This window comes from Vibrio sp. YT-15, assembly GCF_033337445.1.
Lineage (GTDB): Bacteria > Pseudomonadota > Gammaproteobacteria > Enterobacterales > Vibrionaceae > Vibrio > Vibrio alginolyticus.
In genome coordinates, this window is sequence record NZ_JAWOQR010000015.1 from 13,869 (window position 1) to 35,964 (window position 22,096).

Annotated in this window: 20 protein-coding genes; 11 read left to right on the forward strand and 9 right to left on the reverse strand. The window is 46.2% G+C overall.

Translation table 11 applies throughout. The annotated features are described in order from the left end of the window. The first annotated feature begins 145 nt into the window (after positions 1-145). Entirely contained in the window at positions 146-2,230 is a 2,085-nt protein-coding gene (locus R7D93_RS20840) for an alpha-amylase (RefSeq protein WP_225497071.1), read from the forward strand. A gap of 251 nt (positions 2,231-2,481) precedes the next feature. Beyond that, the gene (locus R7D93_RS20845) at positions 2,482-3,735 is read left to right on the forward strand and encodes a valine--pyruvate transaminase (RefSeq protein WP_154204935.1); all 1,254 of its coding nucleotides are present in this window, start codon (positions 2,482-2,484) and stop codon (positions 3,733-3,735) included. A gap of 138 nt (positions 3,736-3,873) precedes the next feature. Here the strand turns inward: R7D93_RS20845 and R7D93_RS20850 are convergent, their stop codons facing one another. The 6 genes from R7D93_RS20850 to dnaA form a co-directional block, all read right to left on the reverse strand. Beyond that, on the reverse strand, positions 3,874-4,311 hold the full coding sequence (locus R7D93_RS20850; protein WP_225497073.1) for an Hsp20 family protein: 438 nt from the start codon (positions 4,309-4,311) through the stop codon (positions 3,874-3,876). Positions 4,312-4,844: 533 nt separating this feature from the next. Beyond that, on the reverse strand, positions 4,845-5,261 hold the full coding sequence (locus tag R7D93_RS20855) for a GreA/GreB family elongation factor (protein ID WP_005383827.1): 417 nt from the start codon (positions 5,259-5,261) through the stop codon (positions 4,845-4,847). Positions 5,262-5,604: 343 nt separating this feature from the next. Then, on the reverse strand, positions 5,605-8,022 hold the full coding sequence (gene gyrB, locus R7D93_RS20860; RefSeq protein ID WP_005378841.1) for a DNA topoisomerase (ATP-hydrolyzing) subunit B: 2,418 nt from the start codon (positions 8,020-8,022) through the stop codon (positions 5,605-5,607). A gap of 13 nt (positions 8,023-8,035) precedes the next feature. Continuing rightward, complete coding sequence (recF, locus tag R7D93_RS20865; RefSeq protein WP_005378839.1) at positions 8,036-9,115, reverse strand: DNA replication/repair protein RecF; 1,080 nt, start codon at positions 9,113-9,115, stop codon at positions 8,036-8,038. Between the two features lie 9 nt (positions 9,116-9,124). Further along, positions 9,125-10,225, reverse strand: coding sequence for a DNA polymerase III subunit beta (dnaN, locus tag R7D93_RS20870; RefSeq protein WP_225497075.1), 1,101 nt, complete (start codon positions 10,223-10,225; stop codon positions 9,125-9,127). 63 nt (positions 10,226-10,288) lie between these two features. Continuing rightward, entirely contained in the window at positions 10,289-11,695 is a 1,407-nt protein-coding gene (gene dnaA, locus R7D93_RS20875) for a chromosomal replication initiator protein DnaA (protein WP_005378835.1), read from the reverse strand. 412 nt (positions 11,696-12,107) lie between these two features. Between dnaA and R7D93_RS20880 the strand changes: the two genes are divergently transcribed. The 9 genes from R7D93_RS20880 to R7D93_RS20920 all read left to right on the forward strand — a co-directional run bounded on the left by R7D93_RS20880 (position 12,108) and on the right by R7D93_RS20920 (position 19,815). Then, complete coding sequence (locus R7D93_RS20880; protein ID WP_005378831.1) at positions 12,108-12,854, forward strand: amino acid ABC transporter substrate-binding protein; 747 nt, start codon at positions 12,108-12,110, stop codon at positions 12,852-12,854. Positions 12,855-12,968: 114 nt separating this feature from the next. Continuing rightward, positions 12,969-13,640 (forward strand): amino acid ABC transporter permease, encoded by a 672-nt coding sequence (locus tag R7D93_RS20885; protein WP_005378829.1) that lies wholly within the window; start codon positions 12,969-12,971, stop codon positions 13,638-13,640. Then, on the forward strand, positions 13,637-14,374 hold the full coding sequence (locus R7D93_RS20890; protein WP_005378827.1) for an amino acid ABC transporter ATP-binding protein: 738 nt from the start codon (positions 13,637-13,639) through the stop codon (positions 14,372-14,374). The genes R7D93_RS20885 and R7D93_RS20890 overlap by 4 nt, the downstream gene beginning before the upstream one ends. Positions 14,375-14,616: 242 nt before the next feature. Continuing rightward, a complete protein-coding gene (rpmH, locus tag R7D93_RS20895; RefSeq protein ID WP_005378825.1) occupies positions 14,617-14,751 on the forward strand; it encodes a 50S ribosomal protein L34 in 135 nt (44 codons plus the stop codon). A 46-nt stretch (positions 14,752-14,797) separates the two neighbouring features. After that, entirely contained in the window at positions 14,798-15,121 is a 324-nt protein-coding gene (gene rnpA, locus R7D93_RS20900) for a ribonuclease P protein component (protein WP_005394102.1), read from the forward strand. Beyond that, positions 15,088-15,345 (forward strand): membrane protein insertion efficiency factor YidD, encoded by a 258-nt coding sequence (gene yidD, locus R7D93_RS20905; protein WP_005378822.1) that lies wholly within the window; start codon positions 15,088-15,090, stop codon positions 15,343-15,345. Before rnpA ends, yidD begins: the two co-directional genes overlap by 34 nt. 2 nt (positions 15,346-15,347) lie before the next feature. Continuing rightward, positions 15,348-16,970, forward strand: a complete 1,623-nt coding sequence (yidC, locus tag R7D93_RS20910) for a membrane protein insertase YidC (RefSeq protein ID WP_005383834.1) — start codon at positions 15,348-15,350, stop codon at positions 16,968-16,970. A gap of 130 nt (positions 16,971-17,100) precedes the next feature. Further along, positions 17,101-18,462 (forward strand): tRNA uridine-5-carboxymethylaminomethyl(34) synthesis GTPase MnmE, encoded by a 1,362-nt coding sequence (gene mnmE, locus R7D93_RS20915; protein WP_005383836.1) that lies wholly within the window; start codon positions 17,101-17,103, stop codon positions 18,460-18,462. A gap of 171 nt (positions 18,463-18,633) precedes the next feature. Beyond that, positions 18,634-19,815: a site-specific integrase gene (locus R7D93_RS20920; RefSeq protein WP_203346799.1), complete on the forward strand. Its 1,182-nt coding sequence runs from the start codon at positions 18,634-18,636 to the stop codon at positions 19,813-19,815. Positions 19,816-19,834: 19 nt separating this feature from the next. Here the strand turns inward: R7D93_RS20920 and R7D93_RS20925 are convergent, their stop codons facing one another. The 3 genes from R7D93_RS20925 to R7D93_RS20935 are packed head-to-tail and all read right to left on the reverse strand — an operon-like array spanning position 19,835 to position 22,087. Beyond that, entirely contained in the window at positions 19,835-20,170 is a 336-nt protein-coding gene (locus R7D93_RS20925) for a helix-turn-helix domain-containing protein (RefSeq protein WP_203346798.1), read from the reverse strand. 53 nt (positions 20,171-20,223) lie between these two features. Next, on the reverse strand, positions 20,224-21,882 hold the full coding sequence (locus R7D93_RS20930; RefSeq protein ID WP_203346797.1) for a DUF927 domain-containing protein: 1,659 nt from the start codon (positions 21,880-21,882) through the stop codon (positions 20,224-20,226). Between the two features lie 13 nt (positions 21,883-21,895). After that, positions 21,896-22,087: a helix-turn-helix transcriptional regulator gene (locus R7D93_RS20935; protein WP_203346796.1), complete on the reverse strand. Its 192-nt coding sequence runs from the start codon at positions 22,085-22,087 to the stop codon at positions 21,896-21,898. Positions 22,088-22,096 lie beyond the last annotated feature (9 nt).

Consider the following 22,096-nt stretch of genomic DNA (forward strand, 5'->3'; position numbering starts at 1 on the left):
ACCGATGAAGGTGACGCTTATTATTCATTTTGTGAACAAGGCGAAAATTTGTAGGGTGAGACGCGTTTAACTTGTTGGTGTAGAGCTCGGATTGTAGAGGCACAGTTTTGCTATAACTGGACTGTTTATTCGGGGGAAGGACACAATGAAAAAAACAATTCTCGCACTCTCTATCGGTCTACTGAGCGCCTGCAGCCAGATACCAGAAAATGCCATCGTATTAAGCGTTGATGATGACACCGCTGTTTTTGAGGAAAACTCACAAGGCTTACTTGTCGCCGAGCAAAAACTCGAAAAAGGCAGTTATAACTTTACTATTGCTGACAGCAAGCAAAGCTGTGGCAGTAGCTTTGCCCTAGCAGAAGAAGATCGCATCAAGTTCAATCGTCCATTAAAAATGGATAACTGCGCCACTGATGCACAAATGCCGCTGCGCATCTTCAAAGCCAATACCTATCAATTTACGCTCAACCCAACCACCAACGAGCTAACGGTAAAAATCAAACCAAAACAGAGTCAGGACATCACCTACTCTTGCCCTGTCGCAACTGACACGCCAAAAACCATCAATGTTGCTCAAACCTTTAATGATGGCACTGTCGTTCGCGATGCCTTAACCGGACAAGAAGCCACAGTCGCCAACGGCAGCGTCACCATGCAGCCGGGTCCTATGAGCCAAGGTCTATTGCTGCTAGAAGAAGTTGAACAGCAAGCCGATAAACCGTTCAGCTGGGATAACGCAACGGTGTACTTCGTCATGACCGACCGCTTCTACAATGGCAACCCAGACAATGACAACAGCTACGGTCGCAACAAAGACGGAAAATACGAGATTGGTACCTTCCACGGCGGTGACTTAGCGGGTCTGACGAAAAAACTCGATTACATCGAATCACTTGGTGTGAATGCTATCTGGATAACGTCACCACTGGAACAAATCCACGGCTGGGTTGGCGGCGGCGATAAAGGCGACTTTAAGCACTATGGCTACCACGGCTACTATCACCAAGATTGGACCAAGCTTGATGCCAACATGGGTACCGAAGATGAACTCAGAACCTTCGTCGATACCGCCCACAAGAAAGGCATCCGCGTGATTTGGGATGTAGTCATGAACCACACTGGCTACGCAACATTAGCAGACATGCAGGAATTCGGCTTTGGTCAGCTTTACCTTGATAACCAAGAAGCCAAAGAAGTCCTTGGTGAAAAATGGACCGACTGGCAGCCAAAATCAGGACAAAGCTGGCACAGCTTCAACGACTACATCAAATACGGAGATAGCGAAGCGTGGGATAAATGGTGGGGCAAAGATTGGATCCGCACCGATATTGGCGACTACGATGCTCCGGGCTACAACGACATCACCATGTCTTTGAACTACCTACCGGATCTCAAAACCGAATCGACTCAGAAAACCGGATTACCAAACTTCTTCCGCAATAAAAACACCAATGCGCAAGATGAGCTACAAACCCCACGTGAACACCTGATTACCTGGTTATCCGATTGGGTGCGCGACTATGGCATTGATGGCTTCCGCGTCGACACCGCTAAACACGTTGAAATGGAAGCGTGGGCAGAGCTGAAAGCCAGCACCACTCAAGCGCTTGCTCAGTGGAAGCAAAACAACCCGGACAAAGCACTAGATGAACTGCCATTTTGGATGACAGGTGAAGTATGGGCACACAGCGTAGTGAAGAGCCCGTATTTCGATAACGGCTTCGATTCCATCATTAACTTCGAGTTCCAATCTGACGTAGCACCAAAAGCGCTGAAGTGTTTCGCTCAACTTGATAATGATTACCGCCGCTATGCAGAGCGCATCAATACCGATCCTGAGTTCAACGTGTTGAGCTACTTGTCTTCACACGATACACAGCTGTTTTGGTCAGCGCGCAGCCGCAGCTTTGATGACCAAGCACGTGCCGCGAATGCTCTGATGCTGGCTCCCGGTGCAGTACAAATCTATTACGGTGATGAGATAGCTCGTGATTTTGGCATTACTGGTTCAGACACCCACCAAGGCACACGCTCAGATATGCCATGGGATAAGATTCATGGCGAGCGAGAAGATCTACTGCAACATTGGCAAAAGTTGGGCGAATTCCGTAAACGCCACCCAGCGGTTGCTCAAGGTAAGCACATCACTCGCAATCAAGAAGGTTACTACGCATTCGAACGCCAATACCAAGACGACAAGGTGCTGATTGTTTACACCGGTGAGTAAATCACACTCTCTCCACCAGCAAGGGAAGCATAAGCTTCCCTTTTTTATTGTTCTTTTTTCCCTTTTTTATTGTTCTTTTTGCCCTTTTGTCTCGTTCCTCTGGTCTGATGACGCACTTTTTTCTTTTTCGGCTTAATTCACACTTTGCGTTAATTACACATTGAGGTAAGGTCAAGGATTACTCGATAAGCCGATAAAACATCGGCATAAACATACACAAAGCAATCACAATGAATTAGGTATAAGTCAGCATGCAGTTCTCAAAGTTTGGTGAAAAATTTAATCAGTATTCAGGTATTACGCAGTTAATGGACGATTTGAATGATGGTCTGCGCACACCAGGTGCCATCATGCTCGGTGGAGGTAATCCTGCCGCCATTCCTGCCATGCTCGATTACTTTCACCAAGCCAGTGAGGAAATGCTCGCCAGTGGGGAGCTCGTCGCCGCCCTCGCAAACTACGATGGCCCGCAGGGTAAAGACGCGTTCGTCAAAGCGCTAGCTCAGTTATTCCGTGAAACTTACGGCTGGGATATTTCCGAAAAGAACATCAGCCTAACTAACGGTAGCCAGAGTGGCTTTTTCTACTTGTTCAACTTGTTGGCAGGTAAACAGCCAGACGGTTCGCACAAGAAAGTGCTACTGCCTATCGCACCTGAATACATCGGTTATGGTGATGCTGGCATTGATAAAGATATCTTTATCTCTTACCACCCAGAAATCGAGCTGTTAGATAACGGTCTGTTTAAATACCACGTCGATTTTGAGCAGCTAACCGTCGACGACTCTGTTGCGGCAATCTGCGCATCTCGTCCAACCAACCCAACGGGTAATGTACTGACAGACGAAGAAGTACGTAAGCTGGACAAGCTAGCACGTGAGAACAACATCCCACTGATTATCGATAACGCCTACGGTCTGCCGTTCCCAAATATCATCTTTGAAGATGTCGAGCCGTTCTGGAATGAAAACACCATCCTATGCATGAGCCTATCTAAACTTGGCTTGCCTGGTGTGCGTTGTGGCATTGTGATTGCGAGTGAGGAAATCACGCAAGCGTTAACCAATATGAACGGCATCATTAGCCTAGCGCCGGGCAGTGTTGGTCCAGCGCTGGCAAACCATATAATTGGCAAAGGCGATCTGCTTAAACTGAGTTCAGAGGTGATTAAGCCGTTCTACAAGCAGAAGTCGCAACGTGCGGTTGAACTGCTCCAACAAGCAATTACCGATGAGCGATTCCGCATCCACAAGCCGGAAGGCGCTATCTTCTTGTGGTTATGGTTTGATGAACTGCCAATCACAACAATGGAACTGTACCAACGCTTGAAAGCGCGTGGCGTATTGATTGTCCCTGGTGAATATTTCTTTATTGGTCAGCAAGACGAGTGGGATCACGCGCACCAATGCCTGCGTATGAACTACGTTCAAGATGATGAGATGATGCAAAAAGGCATTGCGATTATCGCTGAAGAAGTGGAAAAGGCTTACCGCGAAGGTAAATAGACGGATTGAACTCAGCCGTTCTTCTCTTTGAAATTGCGGCTTTGAAAGCCCCAAACTAAAAAGAGCGCCCTTTTCCATAATGGAAGGCGCTCTTTCTCATTCTATAACCGTGTGGTTAACTGCAGTGTAATCAGCTGATTAGTTGTTTTCAATCAGGTTGTTACCACCGATAGCAATCTTACGCGGTTGCATTGCTTCTGGAATTTCACGAACTAAATCAACATGAAGCAGACCGTTTTCCATTGATGCACCGACAACTTTTACGTAATCCGCAAGTTGGAATTTACGTTCAAAATCGCGTTCTGCAATACCTTGGTAAACGTAGTTTTTGCCTTCTTCGGCTTTACGTTCGCCCTTCACAATCAACATGTTTTCGTTTTGAGTCAGATCGAGCTGTTCTTCAGCAAAGCCAGCAACGGCCATAGTAATACGGTAGTTGTGCTCGTCTTTTTGCTCAATGTTGTATGGAGGGTAACCGCCAGAAGTATTTTTCGCTGTATTCGCTTCCATCAGGTTTAGCAGACGATCAAAGCCAATTGCATTACGGTATAGTGGTGAGAAATCTACATTACGCATAAATCTATCCTCTTAATTAAGCAATAGTCTTAGTTCAGATGAGTTCCATCCTACTGGCGTGTTTATGCAAAAACCAACGCCGAACTAAGAGATTCTTATCATTCCACTGGCCTTGGTTTGGCTCGGAGACATGATATTGAATCTAAAGGTTTAAGTTGTGTGCTAAAACGCCATATCCTCTTCTGAGCGATCTCGTTTTAGCGATTCCAGAGGGCTGGTCTTCTAGTCTCTAGCAAGCCAGTCACCCTCTTCATAACTAGATATAAGGTCGTCAAAAATGACTTTCAAGGGAAAAAATAAAAAATTTTTAAAGCTCCCACTATCCCCTTAAACAGCTTAGTTCCTCATCACTTCGCGATCAGTGGTAAAAAGCCCACCGCTCTGGAGGGCTCAGTCTACACTTTACTTGCGGGAGGATTTACGCGCTTTTACAACGCCCTTTTCTGCCGCCTTTTCCTGCTTTAGTTTGCGCTTTTCTTTTAGACTCAACTGCGGTTGTTTCTTTTCTTTCTTACTCATGACTTCACCTCTATTTATTGGCACAACAGACAACCACACAGCATTTTCTGAGCTGGTGGCTGCGATTGATGAACAATTTCAGTAATCACAAAGCAGCGTCGCTGATTAAAAATTTCCACTTCGAGCGCATCATTTTTAGCTCGACCTAACAGTCGAGCCCCCAAATAAGAATCGACCGCGAGCATACCTGTCATCGGCTGCCCCTTGCGCGAGCTGACTAACGTCATGCGATATTGATAGGCGCGTTCAACATCCACTAAGCGAACCGTGTCCCCAACCGCAATACGAGCTCGGTTACGGCAATGGGCTTGTTGCTCGCAGATTTCAAATAGCGATAACAACCTTAGTGGTGATTGATAGGTTAAAAAGCGACTGGTTAACCACCAAGTTCGCAGCGCCAAGCAGTACGCCGAGAACCAGCGTTCAAACATGATTATTTCCTTCTTAATGCCTTGTCTTACAAATAAATTCAGTGCATTGAACCGGAAGTGGATCACTTCCGGCTTAGTTCAGGAAAGTCATCACCATTTTCTTAGTCTCCTTAATCATCAGCTCTTCAGCACTATAGCGAGCAGAAAAAAGAAAGCAAAAGCGCTCAAGCGAACAAAATGGCGAGAAAAAAAGAAAACAGATATAAAATGGCAGGCTTGATCGCGTTGTTGGCAGTTAGTACCAGAAAAACATCCGCTTTAGCAGAAAGTGGCGATTTTAGCTGGTGGTAAAACAAAAAAAGCAGCGATTTCTCGCTGCTTTTTACTATCACGAACAGTGTCGTTATACGTCTAGGTTCGCTACTTTCAGTGCGTTCTCTTCGATGAAGTTACGACGAGGCTCTACTTGGTCACCCATTAGCGTCGTGAACAGTTGATCTGCGCCTACCGCATCTTCAATCGTTACCTGCATCATACGACGTGTTTCTGGGTCCATGGTGGTTTCCCAAAGTTGGTCTGGGTTCATCTCACCTAGACCTTTGTAGCGCTGACGGCTTAATCCACGCATTGACTCTTTCACTAACCAGTCAAGCGCTTCTGCAAAGTTTGCCACTGGCATAGTACGCTCACCACGTTTGATGTACGCGCCTTCTTCCAGAAGTCCATCAAGTGCTTCTGATAGATCGGCCAACTTGCCGTACTCTTTCGAGTTTAGGAAGTCGATGCTAATTGCATGTTCGTGCGTCACGCCGTGAGTACGAACCACAATCTTAGGCAAGTTTAAGCCTAGCTCTTCGTGCTGCTCAACTTCGTAGCTGTACTGACTTGCACCCACTTCTTTCGCATTCAGCTGTTCAATAAGCTGCTTCGTCCAAGCTTCCACAACTGATGCGTCATGGCATTGCTCTGGCGTTAGGCGAGGAGTGTAAATCAACTCGTTTACCAAAGCACTTGGGTAGCGACGGCTCATACGTTCCGCCAGTTTAATACCCGCATTGTACTGTTGAACAAGCTTCTCTAGTGCTTCACCTGCCAGTGCAGGTGCTTCTGCGTTTACGTGTAGCGATGCATTGTCCAGAGCCAATGATACTTGGTATTGGTTCATCGCTTCTTCATCTTTGATGTACTGCTCTTGTTTGCCTTTTTTCACTTTGTATAGTGGTGGCTGAGCGATGTACACATAGCCACGCTCGATAAGCTCTGGCATTTGACGGTAGAAGAAGGTCAACAGTAGCGTACGGATGTGCGAACCATCGACATCGGCATCGGTCATGATGATGATGTTGTGGTAACGAAGCTTGTCCGGGTTGTACTCGTCACGACCGATACCACAACCTAGTGCGGTGATCAGTGTTGCTACTTCTTGAGAAGATAGCATCTTGTCGAAACGTGCTTTTTCTACGTTAAGAATCTTACCTTTTAGCGGTAGGATTGCTTGGTTCTTGCGGTTACGGCCTTGTTTTGCGGAGCCGCCTGCCGAATCACCCTCCACTATGTATAGTTCAGAGAGTGCCGGATCTTTTTCCTGACAGTCTGCAAGTTTACCTGGAAGACCAGCTAGGTCTAGTGCACCTTTACGGCGCGTCATTTCACGAGCTTTACGCGCAGCTTCACGTGCACGTGCTGCATCAATGATTTTCGAACAAACCATCTTCGCTTCTGTCGGGTTCTCAATCAGGAACTCAGACAGTTTTTCACCCATTGCAGACTCAACAGCTGATTTCACTTCAGAAGAAACTAGTTTGTCTTTTGTTTGGCTTGAGAACTTAGGATCAGGCACTTTCACCGAAACAACCGCAGTTAGACCTTCACGCGCATCGTCGCCTGAAGTCGCTGTTTTCGCTTTCTTCGAGAAACCTTCTTTATCCATAAAGCTGTTCAATGTACGTGTTAGCGCAGCACGGAAACCAGCAAGGTGAGTACCACCATCACGCTGTGGGATATTGTTGGTAAAGCAGAAGATGTTCTCTTGGAAACCATCGTTCCATTGCATCGCCACTTCAACTGAAATGCCGTCTTCACGCTCAGAGTTAAAGTGGAAGATTTTTTCGATGATTGGCGTTTTGTTGGTGTTTAGGTGATCAACGAACGCTTGAATACCACCTTCATACATGAAGTGATCATGTTTGTCCGCTTCACGTTCATCAACCAATTTGATCGACACACCAGAGTTCAGGAATGACAGTTCACGCAGGCGTTTCGCCAGAATGTCATAGTGGAACTCTGTGTTAGAGAACGTCTCGGCACTTGGCCAGAAACGAATTTGTGTACCGGTTTTATCCGTATCACCCACAACGGCTAGTGGCGCTTGAGGCTCACCATGGCGGTAGGTTTGCGTATGGATATGGCCACCACGATGAATCGTTAGCTCAACTTTCTCTGATAGTGCGTTTACTACTGAAACACCTACCCCGTGAAGACCACCCGATACTTTGTATGAGTTATCGTCGAACTTACCACCCGCGTGAAGAACCGTCATGATTACTTCTGCTGCAGAGACATTTTCCTCTGAGTGGATTTCTGTTGGAATGCCACGACCATCATCGCTAACGGAAACCGAGTTATCCTCATGAATTGTCACAACGATGTCTTTACAGTGACCTGCCAACGCTTCATCAATTGAGTTATCCACCACCTCGAAAACCATGTGGTGAAGGCCGGTGCCGTCGTCCGTATCGCCGATGTACATTCCTGGACGCTTACGTACCGCATCCAGACCCTTCAGTACCTTAATACTCGATGAATCGTAATTTTCAGACATGAGTTTCTCTCTTCTAGTTTGACTCTATCCTGCCATGTTCCACATGAAACAATTTACCGTTATCGTCCAACATATCGGCGATTTGGCTTTCAGTGATAGAGCTTACAAATACTTGTGCGCCCGTCTCTTTTAAGCAGTCAGCAAGACGCTTGCGACGTTGGCTATCTAATTCCGACGCGAAGTCATCAATTAGGTAAATGCATTGTTTACCGGCCATCTCTGTCAGGTGTTGCCCTTGCGCTACACGCAATGCACACACCATGAGTTTTAATTGACCGCGTGACAGAACATCTTCAACGGGCGTTCCGTTCACTTTAATGCGCAAATCAGCTTTGTTTGGGCCACTAAAGGTGTATCCCAATGCCTGATCACGCTCAAAATTCTTTTCTAGTATCTCGTGGTATGGGGTGTCTTTATCCCAGCCACGATAATACTTCAATTGGATCTCAAATTCTGGCAAAAATGTCTGACAGATAGTTTCTGCGACGGTTTTCATCTGCTCGATGTAACTTGCTCGCCATTGGCTGATGTTTTCAGCCAATCCTGCCATTTCCTGATCCCAATAACTGAGCTCACGATAACTATTGGCGGTTTTCAACAACGCGTTGCGCTGCTTGTTCAGGCGCTTGAACCTTCCCCATGCTTGATAAAAAGCGGGCTCGGTATGAAACACGCCCCAATCAATAAACGCACGACGATGTTTAGGGCCATCTGTCAGTAAATCAAACCCTTCTGGGTGTATCAACTGCAGAGGCAGAACTTGTGCCAACTGCGCTAATTTTTGTCCAGATTGACCGCCTATTTTAACCTCTGTTGAGCCATCACGCTGCTTATTAATGCCGATAGGTAGCTCAAATTGATCCGAGTTCAAAAAACGACCATGAACAAACAGTTCGTCACACTCATTTTGTATCACTCGTCCGGTGAGAGAGCTCTTGAATGAGCGGCCATGCCCGAGCAGATAAACCGCTTCTAAGACACTGGTTTTACCGCTGCCGTTCGGCCCGATAAGAAAGTTAAAGCCTGCTGATAACTCAATATCACAGGCTTTAATGTTTCGAAACTGCTGAATGATGAGACGAGAAAGAGGCATTCAGTTGGCTTATAGACGAATTGGCATCACCACGTACATGGCACTGTCATCGTCGGCATTTTCAATCAACGCGCTAGCGTTAGCATCCGACATCGACACACGTACATTTTCACAACGCAACGTGTTCAGAACATCAAGCACATAGCTTACGTTAAAGCCGATTTCGATGGCGTCACCTTCAAAGGTTACATCAAGCATCTCTTCCGCTTCTTCTTGTTCTGGGTTATTCGCGGTTATGCGCATTTCAGTATCAGCCAGATTCACTCGCACGCCACGGAATTTTTCGTTGGAAAGAATCGCAGCACGAGAGAAGGCTTGGCGCAACTCGTCACAACTTGCTATTAGTGTCTTATTGGTGCTCTGAGGCAATACACGGCGGTAGTCAGGGAAACGACCATCAACCAACTTAGAGGTAAAAGTAAAGTTATTCACCTCAGCACGAACATTGGAGCTACCGATCTGAAGTACTACGGGCTGCTCTGGCGCATCCATCAACTTTACTAATTCTTGCACACCTTTGCGTGGCACGATGATTTGCTTCTGCGCAAAGTCCGCACCTAGCTGAGTTTGCGATACCGCCATACGGTGGCCGTCCGTCGCCACGCTGCGTAGCGTGGTGCCGTCAATTTCAAACAACATGCCGTTGAGGTAGTAACGAACGTCTTGATTCGCCATCGAGAACTGAGTTTTGTCGATCAGCGTACGTAAATCAGCTTGGCTCAGTGATACTTCCACTTCGCTTTGCCAGTCTTCAATATTAGGGAAATCGTTCGCAGGAAGCGTTGCCAACGAGAAACGGCTGCGACCAGAGCGAATTTGTACGCGATCACCTTCTAATACAAATGTGATGATCGCATCGTCCGGTAAACCACGGCAGATATCGAGAAACTTACGCGAAGGAACGGTAATGCTGCCCGCTTCAAAATCACCTTCTAGCGTCACTTTGCTTACTAACTCTACTTCAAGATCGGTTGCCGTCATCGACAATACGTTCTCTTCTACTTTAAGAAGTAGGTTACCCAGGATTGGCAGGGTTGGTCGGCCACCTAAAGCGCCCGAAACCTGCTGTAGCGGTTTGATTAAATGACTACGTTCAATGGTAAATTTCATGCTTGGCTCTTTACGCTGTCAGCTCAATAAATGATTTGCTTAGAATATCGTTATTCTAACCGATTACGAAGACAGGGTGCGAATCAAGTTAGAGTAATCTTCTTTAATGTCGTGGCTCTCTTCACGCAGCTGCTCAATCTTGCGACAAGCATGAAGTACGGTCGTATGATCGCGGCCCCCAAACGCATCGCCAATTTCAGGCAAACTGTGGTTGGTTAGCTCTTTTGCTAACGCCATAGCCAGCTGACGAGGACGCGCTACAGAACGAGAGCGACGTTTAGACAGCAAGTCCGCCACTTTAATCTTGTAATATTCCGCCACGGTCTTTTGAATGTTATCGATTGTCACCAGCTTCTCTTGTAGAGCAAGCAGATCGCGCAGCGCTTCACGAACAAAATCAATCGTAATTGGACGACCAGTAAAGTTCGCATTCGCGATAACACGGTTCAGTGCACCTTCTAGCTCACGAACGTTCGAACGCAGACGCTTGGCAATGAAGAATGCCACTTCATCAGCAAGGTGGATTTGGTGATCTTCGGCTTTTTTCATCAAGATCGCCACACGCGTTTCAAGCTCAGGTGGCTCGATCGCAACAGTAAGACCCCAACCAAAGCGAGATTTAAGACGATCTTCAACGCCATTAATTTCTTTAGGATAACGGTCAGACGTTAGAATGATCTGCTGATTACCTTCTAATAGTGCGTTGAAGGTATGGAAGAATTCTTCTTGTGAACGTTCTTTATTAGCAAAGAATTGGATGTCATCGATAAGGAGCGCATCCACGCTGCGGTAGTAGCGTTTGAATTCTTCAATCGCATTGTTTTGCAACGCTTTTACCATGTCTTGCACAAAACGTTCTGAGTGCATGTAGACCACTTTTGCGTTCGGGTTGTTATCCACAATCGCGTTGCCCACCGCATGCAACAAGTGCGTTTTACCCAAGCCCGTGCCGCCGTATAGGAACAGCGGGTTGTAAGCAGCTCCAGGATTATCCGATACCTGACGCGCCGCAGCCAAACCCAGTTGGTTCGACTTACCTTCAACAAAGTTATCGAACTTGTGTTTTGGGTTCATGTTTGAGCGGTGATTGATAGCCGCAATCGCTTGAGCGTCGTCATCCCAGGTTTTGTGTACTGGCTTACGCGCCTGTAATTGCGCAGGTGCAGATGACTCGGCAGCCACATCTGCAGGCGTACGTGTCGGCGCTGGTTTTGGTGCAGAGACAGGTCGGCTCCCCACTTCAAAACGTAAGTTAGGAATATCGCCACCGCAGTATTCCTGCAGTAAGCGAGTAATATTGTTCAGATACTTATCACGCACCCAGTCCAACACAAAGCGGTTTGGCGCGAATAGAGTGAGAGTATTGTCATTGAGCTCCGCTTGTAGCGGACGAACCCACATGCTGAATTCTGTAGCTGGTAGCTCTTCTTGAAGCTGCTGCAAACATTGCAGCCAAAGCGAAGATGACACGGTGCCCCCACTGAGTAATTGAATTATCGGAAAAGACTGGCAATTTTACCTGTTGATAACCAAGATCGCCAGCGATTGATCGACGATCCAGTGAATAAGATCCAAGTTATTCACAATTATTTCTGCAAACTTGATGAGATCAACACACCTTGCCCCAAATTTGCCCACACAACGATCCACAATTGGGCAAAATTCACAAGATCGAGCGATTGGTGATAAGTCTGTGTATTATTTTATTCCCAATGCTGATTTTGTCGATCATTTCGCTAGGTTCAGTTCGCATTTTCGTCACATTTAACATTCTTCTTCTATTATCTAATAACTCACAGGTCTAGGTTATTGCTCTTGGTTATTTATTTAATTGAGCTAACTAACAGTAGTATTTCCAACCATAAAATTATGGAGATGTATTATGAAAAACTGGATTAAGGTTGCCGTTGCAGCCATTGCACTGTCGGCAGCAACCGTACAAGCCGCTACTGAAGTCAAAGTTGGTATGTCAGGTCGCTACTTCCCGTTTACTTTTGTAAAGCAAGACAAGCTACAAGGCTTTGAAGTCGACATGTGGGATGAAATCGGTAAACGTAACGATTACAAAATCGAATACGTAACAGCCAACTTCTCTGGTTTATTTGGTCTTTTAGAAACTGGTCGTATCGATACGATCTCCAACCAAATCACCATGACTGATGAGCGTAAAGCTAAATACCTATTTGCTGACCCTTACGTTGTAGATGGCGCACAAATTACCGTGCGTAAAGGCAACGACAGCATCAAAGGTGTTGACGATCTTGCGGGCAAGACCGTTGCGGTCAACCTAGGCTCTAACTTTGAGCAACTGCTGCGTCAATACGACAAAGACGGCAAGATCAACATTAAAACGTACGACACAGGTATCGAACATGACGTGGCGCTCGGTCGTGCAGACGCGTTTGTAATGGATCGTCTTTCTGCGTTAGAGCTGATTAAGAAAACTGGCCTTCCTCTGGAATTGGCAGGCGAACCGTTTGAGACCATTCAAAACGCATGGCCTTTCGTTGACAACGAGAAAGGTCGTAAGCTGCAAGAAGAAGTAAACAAAGCACTGGCTGAGATGCGCGCAGATGGTACAGTAGAGAAAATTTCCGTGAAGTGGTTTGGCGCTGACATCACGAAATAAGAACTCTTTGTACTTTAGGCCGCAAAGTGGTATCACTCTCGGACTAAAATAAACTTACGTAAAGGTGGAACTTGTTTTCCACCTTTTCTTTTCTCTAGCCTTTAGGTAAGCCGTATGGGATTTGACTTTAATTACATGTTGGAACTGCTGCCGATATTGCTGAAATATCTTGGCACTACCATGGAAATGGCGACGTGGGGATTGGTGTTTTCACTGATTTTATCCGTCATTTTAGCCAATATTCGCGTATTTAAACTGCCAGTTCTGGATCAATTAAGCCAACTGTACATCAGCTTCTTCCGTGGCACCCCACTGTTGGTTCAGCTTTTCCTGCTTTACTACGGCTTACCGCAAATTTTTCCATTGATGGTCGGTATCGACGCCTTTTCAGCAGCGGTGATCGGTTTAACGCTGCACTTTGCCGCTTATATGGCGGAAAGTATTCGTGCCGCCATTATTGGCATTGATCGCAGCCAAATGGAAGCGAGCTTATCGGTCGGTATGACGACATCCCAAGCAATGCGCCGAGTGATTTTACCTCAAGCAACGCGTGTCGCACTGCCTTCATTGATGAACTATTTCATCGATATGATCAAGTCAACGTCTCTCGCTTTCACGCTTGGTGTGGCCGAAATCATGGCGAAAGCACAGATGGAAGCCTCATCAAGTTTCCGTTTCTTTGAAGCTTTCCTTGCGGTTGCTCTTATTTACTGGGGCGTGGTGGTAATTCTGACTCGCGTACAAATCTGGGCAGAAGCAAAACTGAATAAGGCGTACGTACGATGATTAAGTTAGAAAATATTCACAAACGTTTTGGTGAGACTGAAGTGCTGAAAGGCATCGACCTCGATATTAAGCAAGGTGAGATCATCGTGATTATCGGCTCAAGTGGTACGGGTAAATCAACCTTGCTGCGTACGGTGAACTTTCTAGAACAAGCAGATGAAGGTCGTATCACGATAGATGACATCTCCGTTGATACTCAAAAACACACTAAAGCCGAAGTATTAGCGCTGCGTCGTCGAACTGGCTTTGTGTTCCAAAACTATGCCCTGTTTGCCCATATGAATGCGCGCCAGAACATTGCCGAAGGTCTAGTGACCGTTCGAGGTTGGAAAAAAGCCGATGCTCTCAAACGAGCGCAACAAATTCTGGATGACATCGGCCTTGGGGATAAAGGCGATAGTTATCCAGCGGCATTATCTGGCGGCCAACAACAACGCGTGGGTATCGGCCGAGCGATGGCGCTGCAACCAGAACTGCTGTTGTTTGACGAACCAACTTCTGCGCTGGATCCTGAATGGGTCGGTGAAGTTCTCTCATTAATGAAGAAGTTAGCTAATCAGCATCAAACCATGCTAGTGGTGACGCACGAGATGCAATTCGCGAAAGAAGTCGCTGATAGAGTGATCTTCATGGCGGAAGGCAATATCGTTGAGCAAGGTTCTCCACAGGATATCTTCGATAATCCACAAGATCCTCGTTTGAAAAAATTCCTTAACCAAGTAGGAATAGAGTAACGATCAAGCATCAGGATCGATTGATCCTTGAGATTTTACTCACACTACGTATAATCGCCCGGCCGGAATTTCGTACTCATTGAGTCATTGACACATTATGTGAGTGTGATTACAATTCCGCCTCTTTGTTGAGAGGCGTCGGTTGTCCTTCTCTATATAAAGAGCTTCTTTATATAAGAAAGCAAATACCCACGCCGGGTTTAACAAGAACCTAAAACTACTGATCAGTAAAGGTAATTATCATGAAACGCACTTTTCAACCTACAGTTCTAAAGCGCAAGCGTACTCACGGCTTCCGTGCTCGCATGGCAACTAAGAACGGTCGTAAAGTTATCAACGCACGTCGTGCAAAAGGCCGTGCGCGCCTATCAAAATAATCGCTAGTTTATTTTGAACACGTACGCGTTTAATCGGGAGTTACGTTTGTTAACTCCCGAGCATTATCAAAACGTCTTCCAGCAAGCTCATCGAGCTGGCTCGCCTCATTTCACCATCATTGCTCGCAATAACAAACTTTCTCACCCACGATTAGGTTTAGCGGTTCCCAAAAAGCAAATCAAAACGGCTGTCGGTCGTAACCGATTTAAGCGTTTGGCTCGTGAAAGCTTTCGTAACAATCAACATCAGCTTCCAAACAAAGATTTTGTTGTGATTGCGAAGAAAAGCGCGCAAGATTTAAGCAATGAGGAAATTTTTAAGTTGTTTGATAAGCTATGGCAACGCCTGTCTCGCCCTTCACGTGGATAGCCATTGGGCTCGTTTATCTGTATCGCTGGTTTATCAGCCCTTTGATTGGTCCTCGTTGCCGGTTCACACCAACCTGTTCCACTTACGCGCTAGAAGCTTTGAGAGCTCACGGTTTTGTAAAAGGATGTTGGTTATCAGGCAAACGTCTATTAAAATGCCACCCTTTGAATGAAGGGGGGTATGACCCCGTTCCACCAGTCCAAAAACAAGACAGAGATAACTAACGATGGATTCTCAACGTAATATCCTGCTCATCGGTTTGGCCCTGGTTTCTTTTTTGCTGTTTCAACAATGGCAAGTTGCAAAGAATCCAGAACCTCAAGCAGTTGAACAGGCTCAATCAAGCAGCACTCTACCTGCACCATCTTTTGCTGATGAACTTGACCCAGTTCCTGGTCAACAGCAAGCTTCTGCAAAAACTATCACAGTAACGACTGATGTTTTAACTCTGTCGATCGACACCGTTGGTGGCGATGTGGTACATGCCAACCTTAACGAATACTCTGCTGAGTTAGATTCATCAGATTCCTTTGTTCTGCTTAAAGACGCTCAAGGTCACCAATTTATCGCTCAAAGCGGTCTAGTGGGTCCTCAAGGTATCGACTTGAGCAGCACAAATCGCCCTCACTACAACGTAAGTGCAGACAGCTTCACAATGGCTGACGGTCAAGATGAACTTCGCGTTCCGATGACATTCACTGCAAACGGCATCGAATACACCAAAACTTACATCTTTAAACGCGGCAGCTACGCGCTTAATGTTGAATACGATGTAGTGAACAACTCAGGCAACAACGCAACATTTGGTATGTACGCTCACCTACGTCAAAACCTAATGGACGATGGTGGTAGCATCACAATGCCTACTTACCGTGGTGGCGCATACTCAACAGAAGATACGCGTTACAAGAAGTACAGCTTTGATGATATGCAGGATCGCAACCTGTCTCTTAACCTAGCCGATGGCCAAGGTTGGGCAGCAATGATTCAGCACTACTTTGCCGCAGCTTGGATCCCACGTAACGAACCAGGTACTAACCTATACACTCGTGTAATTGGCAACCTAGGCGACATCGGCGTTCGTATGCCGAACAAAACTATCGCAACAGGCGATCAGGCTAAGTTTGAAGCAACACTTTGGGTTGGTCCAAAACTGCAAGATGAAATGGCAGAAGTGGCACCTAACCTAGACCTAGTAGTGGACTACGGCTGGTTATGGTTCATTGCGAAGCCTCTTCATATGTTGCTTTCATTCATCCAGAGCTTTGTTGGTAACTGGGGTGTGGCAATCATCTGCCTGACCTTCATCGTTCGTGGTGCAATGTACCCACTAACAAAAGCGCAATACACGTCTATGGCGAAAATGCGTATGCTTCAGCCTAAGCTGCAAGCAATGCGTGAGCGTATCGGTGATGACCGTCAGCGCATGAGCCAAGAAATGATGGAACTGTACAAGAAAGAGAAAGTGAACCCACTAGGTGGTTGTTTACCTCTTATCCTACAGATGCCTATCTTCATCGCGCTTTACTGGGCACTAATGGAATCGGTTGAGCTACGTCACTCTCCATTCTTCGGTTGGATTCATGACCTTTCAGCGCAGGACCCTTACTACATCCTGCCGCTATTGATGGGTGCGTCTATGTTCCTAATCCAGAAGATGAGCCCGACAACAGTAACGGATCCAATGCAGCAGAAGATCATGACCTTTATGCCGGTTATGTTTACCTTCTTCTTCTTGTTCTTCCCATCAGGTCTCGTTCTGTACTGGTTGGTGTCGAACATCGTAACGCTTATCCAGCAAACTCTGATCTACAAAGGATTAGAGAAAAAAGGCTTACACAGCAAGTAACCTTTTAGGAAATGATTGAGAAAGGCGGCCAAAAGGTCGCCTTTTTGTTTTTGGCTGATTACAATTCAGCTAATTAATTGTGATGGCTCCCTAGGTATCTTCCCTATAGCCCAGCTCAAAAGGCAAAATTATGACTACAGATACGATTGTCGCTCAAGCGACCGCGCCTGGTCGTGGCGGTGTCGGTATTATTCGAGTTTCTGGCCCTAAAGCCAACCAAGTGGCGTTAGAAGTCACTGGCAAAACACTAAAGCCCCGCTACGCAGAGTACCTGCCGTTTAAGTCAGAAGATGGCACTGTGCTTGATCAGGGCATCGCACTGTACTTCCCTAACCCGCACTCATTTACCGGTGAAGACGTACTTGAGCTGCAAGGCCATGGCGGCCCCGTCGTGATGGATATGCTGATAAAACGCATTCTAGGTATAGATGGTATTCGAGCTGCTCGCCCTGGTGAGTTCTCTGAACGCGCATTTCTGAACGATAAACTCGACCTCGCTCAAGCCGAGGCGATCGCAGACCTCATTGATGCCAGTTCTGAAGAAGCAGCAAAATCGGCACTGCAATCCTTACAGGGCGCATTTTCAGGCCGCATTAATACCTTAGTTGAGTCGCTGATTCATTTGCGTATCTATGTTGAAGCAGCCATCGACTTCCCTGAAGAAGAGATCGACTTTTTGGCCGACGGTAAAGTGGCTGGTGACCTACAAGCCATCATCGACAACCTAGATGCGGTGCGCAAAGAAGCTAACCAAGGCGCTATTATGCGTGAAGGGATGAAAGTCGTGATTGCGGGTCGTCCAAATGCGGGCAAATCAAGCCTACTGAACGCGCTATCGGGTAAAGAATCTGCAATCGTAACCGACATCGCAGGAACCACGCGTGATGTACTGCGTGAGCATATCCATATTGATGGCATGCCACTACACATCATTGATACAGCAGGTTTGCGTGATGCTTCCGATGAAGTAGAGAAAATCGGTATCGAACGCGCGTGGGATGAAATAGCCCAAGCAGACCGCGTGTTGTTCATGGTGGATGGCACGACAACCGATGCCACCGATCCGAAAGATATCTGGCCAGATTTTGTGGATCGCCTACCAGACAACATTGGCATAACTGTGATCCGTAATAAAGCGGATCAAACGGGTGAAGATATGGGGATCTGCCACGTCAATAACCCTACTCTTATCCGTTTGTCAGCGAAGACTGGTGCAGGGGTTGAAGCTCTGCGCGATCATCTCAAGGAGTGTATGGGCTTCTCTGGCAACAGTGAAGGTGGGTTTATGGCTCGTCGTCGTCATCTCGATGCATTAGAACGTGCCGCACAGCACCTTCAAATAGGCCAGGAGCAGCTTGAAGGCTATATGGCAGGTGAAATATTGGCTGAAGAGCTACGCATCACCCAACAACATCTCAATGAGATTACCGGTGAGTTCAGTTCTGACGACTTACTGGGACGAATCTTCTCTTCATTCTGTATCGGGAAGTAAAGTGGGCAAATAACGGAAAACAACAGCAAGCAACGGTAGATAACACACTGATTTTATTAGATCGTCATTTGCCGTTTGTTTCCATCCGTTGCCGTTAATTGCCAAATCTAGTCCCCATTTGGGCTCCATGACATGCTACTCGCACTGATTGGGGCCCAAATGGAGTCTAAAATGAAAATTTCCATTCAAAAACGAACACTTAGAGCTGATGGCACACGCTCACTACGTTTGGTTTATGATCATGGTTATGCCACAAACACACTAGGTGGACGCCAAAATAAACGTAAACGCAGCTACGAAACTTTAGACCTGTACGTTCACGACAAACCTAAAACACCCGCCCAGCGCCAACACAACAAAGAGCATATGCTTCTCGCCGAAACCATTAAGAGTAAACGACTGGTTGAGTGGCAATCTCAGAAGCATGGTTTTGAGGATCGAACCAAGCGCTCAGCTAGCTTCATTGATTACTTTCAACGGCAAATTGACATCAAAGAACAAACCACCTCAACCTCCAACCATTCAATCTGGCTTTCAGCTCGTAAACACCTGCTGTTCTACTGCGGGAAACATGATCTTAGTTTTGATGAGCTGGATAAAGACTGGTTAGACGGGTTTAAGTATTACCTAACCAATGAAGCGAAAACCAAAAGTGATACACCGCTATCTCGCAACACACAAAGCTCCTACTTCAATAAAGTTCGAGCGGCGATCAACGAAGCACATCGAGAAGGTATTATTCGCGATAACCCGCTTTCACAAGTGACCAGTATCAAAGCGAAAACGACTAAGCGGGTTTATTTAACACTGGATGAGGTCAACGCGTTAGCTCACACAGAATGTCGCTACCCAGTCCTTAAACGTGCGTTTTTGTTCTCATGTGCAACGGGGATGCGTTGGTGCGATATCCATCGACTTACTTGGTCAGAAATAGAGACATTCAATAATCACAAACGAATTATCTTCGACCAGGTCAAACTCTCTCACAGCGATGCTAAGAGCCTTCAGTATTTAGACATACCAAAGTCAGCAGAATCACTTTTGGGTAGCCCCAAAGCCTCTCACGAGCGCGTATTCAAGGGATTAAAATACTCTTCTTATATAAATGTAGAACTGCTTAGATGGGCTCTGGCTGCTGGAATAAGTAAGCACGTTACATTCCATGCTGGTCGTCATACCTTTGCTGTAATTCAGCTTAGCCGAGGAATAGATATATATGCAGTATCGAAACTGCTCGGTCATAGTGAACTTAAAACAACCGAGATCTATGCCGATATCATAGAACAACGCAGGATGGAAGCGATGCTGACATTCCCTGATATTTTTGTTTCTGGAAAGGATTCAGCGGCCTAAGGCCGCTGCTATGAAAGTATTACTTACGAGAAGTGGTGGCGACATAATTTGCTGCCCTTTTTTCGATCTCATAATGAGATGAAACACGCTGCTGCTCTACCCAATCCATGATGGCTTGACGCTCAAATCTGAGGTGCTTACCAAGCTTGAAAAATGGTATTTCCGCAGAGCTGGTCAACTTATAAAGCTGGTTGGTTGATAAACCCAACAAGGCTGCACATTCATCAACGGTTAGAATGTCCTTTCCAAGCAGATCCACCTTTTGTTGCTGCAAACGCTGCTCTAACACAACCCGCTCTACATGATCGATTTTTGCTAAAATGGACTGGAGAAGGACTTGTTCATTGCTTGTCATAACTCCCCCTCCATGCCACTGCTCTGGGAAATGTGGGAAAACTGGGAAACGGATTACGCATCGGCGGTCAGCTCCTCTAGTTCTTGGATAATTTGAGCTGGAGTAAAAGCAAAAAACCTTTCCAACTTACCGTTCACTTTTACTCGTAGTGTCCCCCTGGCTCCCTCGTTTGATTCAAACCAGCGTCGTTGAACCAAAGGAGTCAGCTGGCTGATGTATTGCTTGCGCAGCTGGAGATCACGAATAAACACATTTTTATGAATCAGCCACTGGATCTCATCTCCATCTCGTCGGAAGTACCCCGTGTTTGATGATCTTCCGCTGGATATCTCACTTAACTGCTTTTCCCATTTGGCGAGAGCCCGCTTCAATGCCAAAAGCACTTCAAACTCTTCGTGATTTTGAGTGTGCCCTCTGGCTGCAATCCAGCGCTGAAAAATACTGTACACAGAGAATAAAGACTCTTCTTCGCTCCACGGTACTAGTTTGTGTCGAGAGGCCAGTGAGAGCGCAACGGCAACTAAGCAAAAGCGATGCAGAACCCTAAGAACTTGAGCTGACATGCAGCTTTCCTTCCAGCGCTGCATCAACCTATCCGTTTCCGATCTTAACAAAAGCTCCAGATCAGGTTGCTTTACTATCAAGCACATCCAAGCTGGAAATAGCGAACCATAGTGCTTTTTCGTTGCCTCCTCCAAATGTTTGGCAAAATCGTGAGAATCATTAAATCGGTGAATGCTAGAAAAACAGCCATATTTTTCCGTCAGCGGTATCTCCACTATCCTGACCAACTGGCCAGCGGCGGGCTTTTTGCCGATCTCTTCCAGCAAATCGATCAAACCAACCTCACCAGTACTAAGTACAAGGGTTCGCCACTTTGCTTGTTTACCCAAAGCTCCTGTAATTAACATTCTTAACTTTCCATCGCCATTCACAATCTGGTAAGCCGCTGTATCCAGATTCTCACTTCTCGCCATGCCAATCTCATCCAGAGGCAACATGACATCGTTGTAATTGACTGATACAGATTCGATACCATTGTTCGTGCTATACCAAGTCTTCTTATACGAATGAGAGCCGTAAACTGACGATCCAACATAAATAGCACCAGACTTACCTTGGCTTGATGAACCCATTAAATGAAATACTGAGCTTTCTCCTCCCGACGGTGCTAGTAGCGGTGCTGCAAGTGCGACTCCAACAGAAAATATCAAGGTTGGATTTCCGCTCAAAAGACAGCCTATCTCCTGTTGCCAGTGATCTAGGCTACCTTTTACTTCAAAATTACTATCAACAACTGCTCCAGCATAAAAATATGGCTCCTCGAATGCGCCAAAAGTGGTTTCAGTTGTCACAAATACATCACCATGCCAACCAGTATTAAAGGCACTGATGCCAGTTGGCGCTTGTTTTATCTGTTGACGTAAGTAGCGTAATACACGGCTCCAGTTGTACTTCTCATCTTCTAGCCAAAAGCCGCGATCAAATAGTTCCTCACGCAGTGTGTTACTCGCACTACCTAAAATTCGATTTGCAGGCACAACCAACCGGACAGGAACAAGATCCATATTCACAAACTCAATACAGGCACCATAACCTGATTTTTTATCTTGTGCCCTAACTCGTGCTACAACAGAAAGTTCAGAGCTAATAGCCACCCAACCTTCTTCCTTGTCACAGTACTCCAGTACCTTATCTTTGTTTCGATACATACCAAGCCCCCCGTCACAAACTCAAAAGCCACTTCTGCACATCTTCAAGACGAAATCTCACACTTCGTGCACCTGGTGATAAGTTCACTGGAGAAGGAAAGGAGCCATTTCTCACATAACGGCGAATGGTCGCTTGTGACAGTTGCGTCAACTGGCAGACTTCTTGATAACTTAGTAACTGATTTGATTGGTTATGAACGTTCATAGATACTCC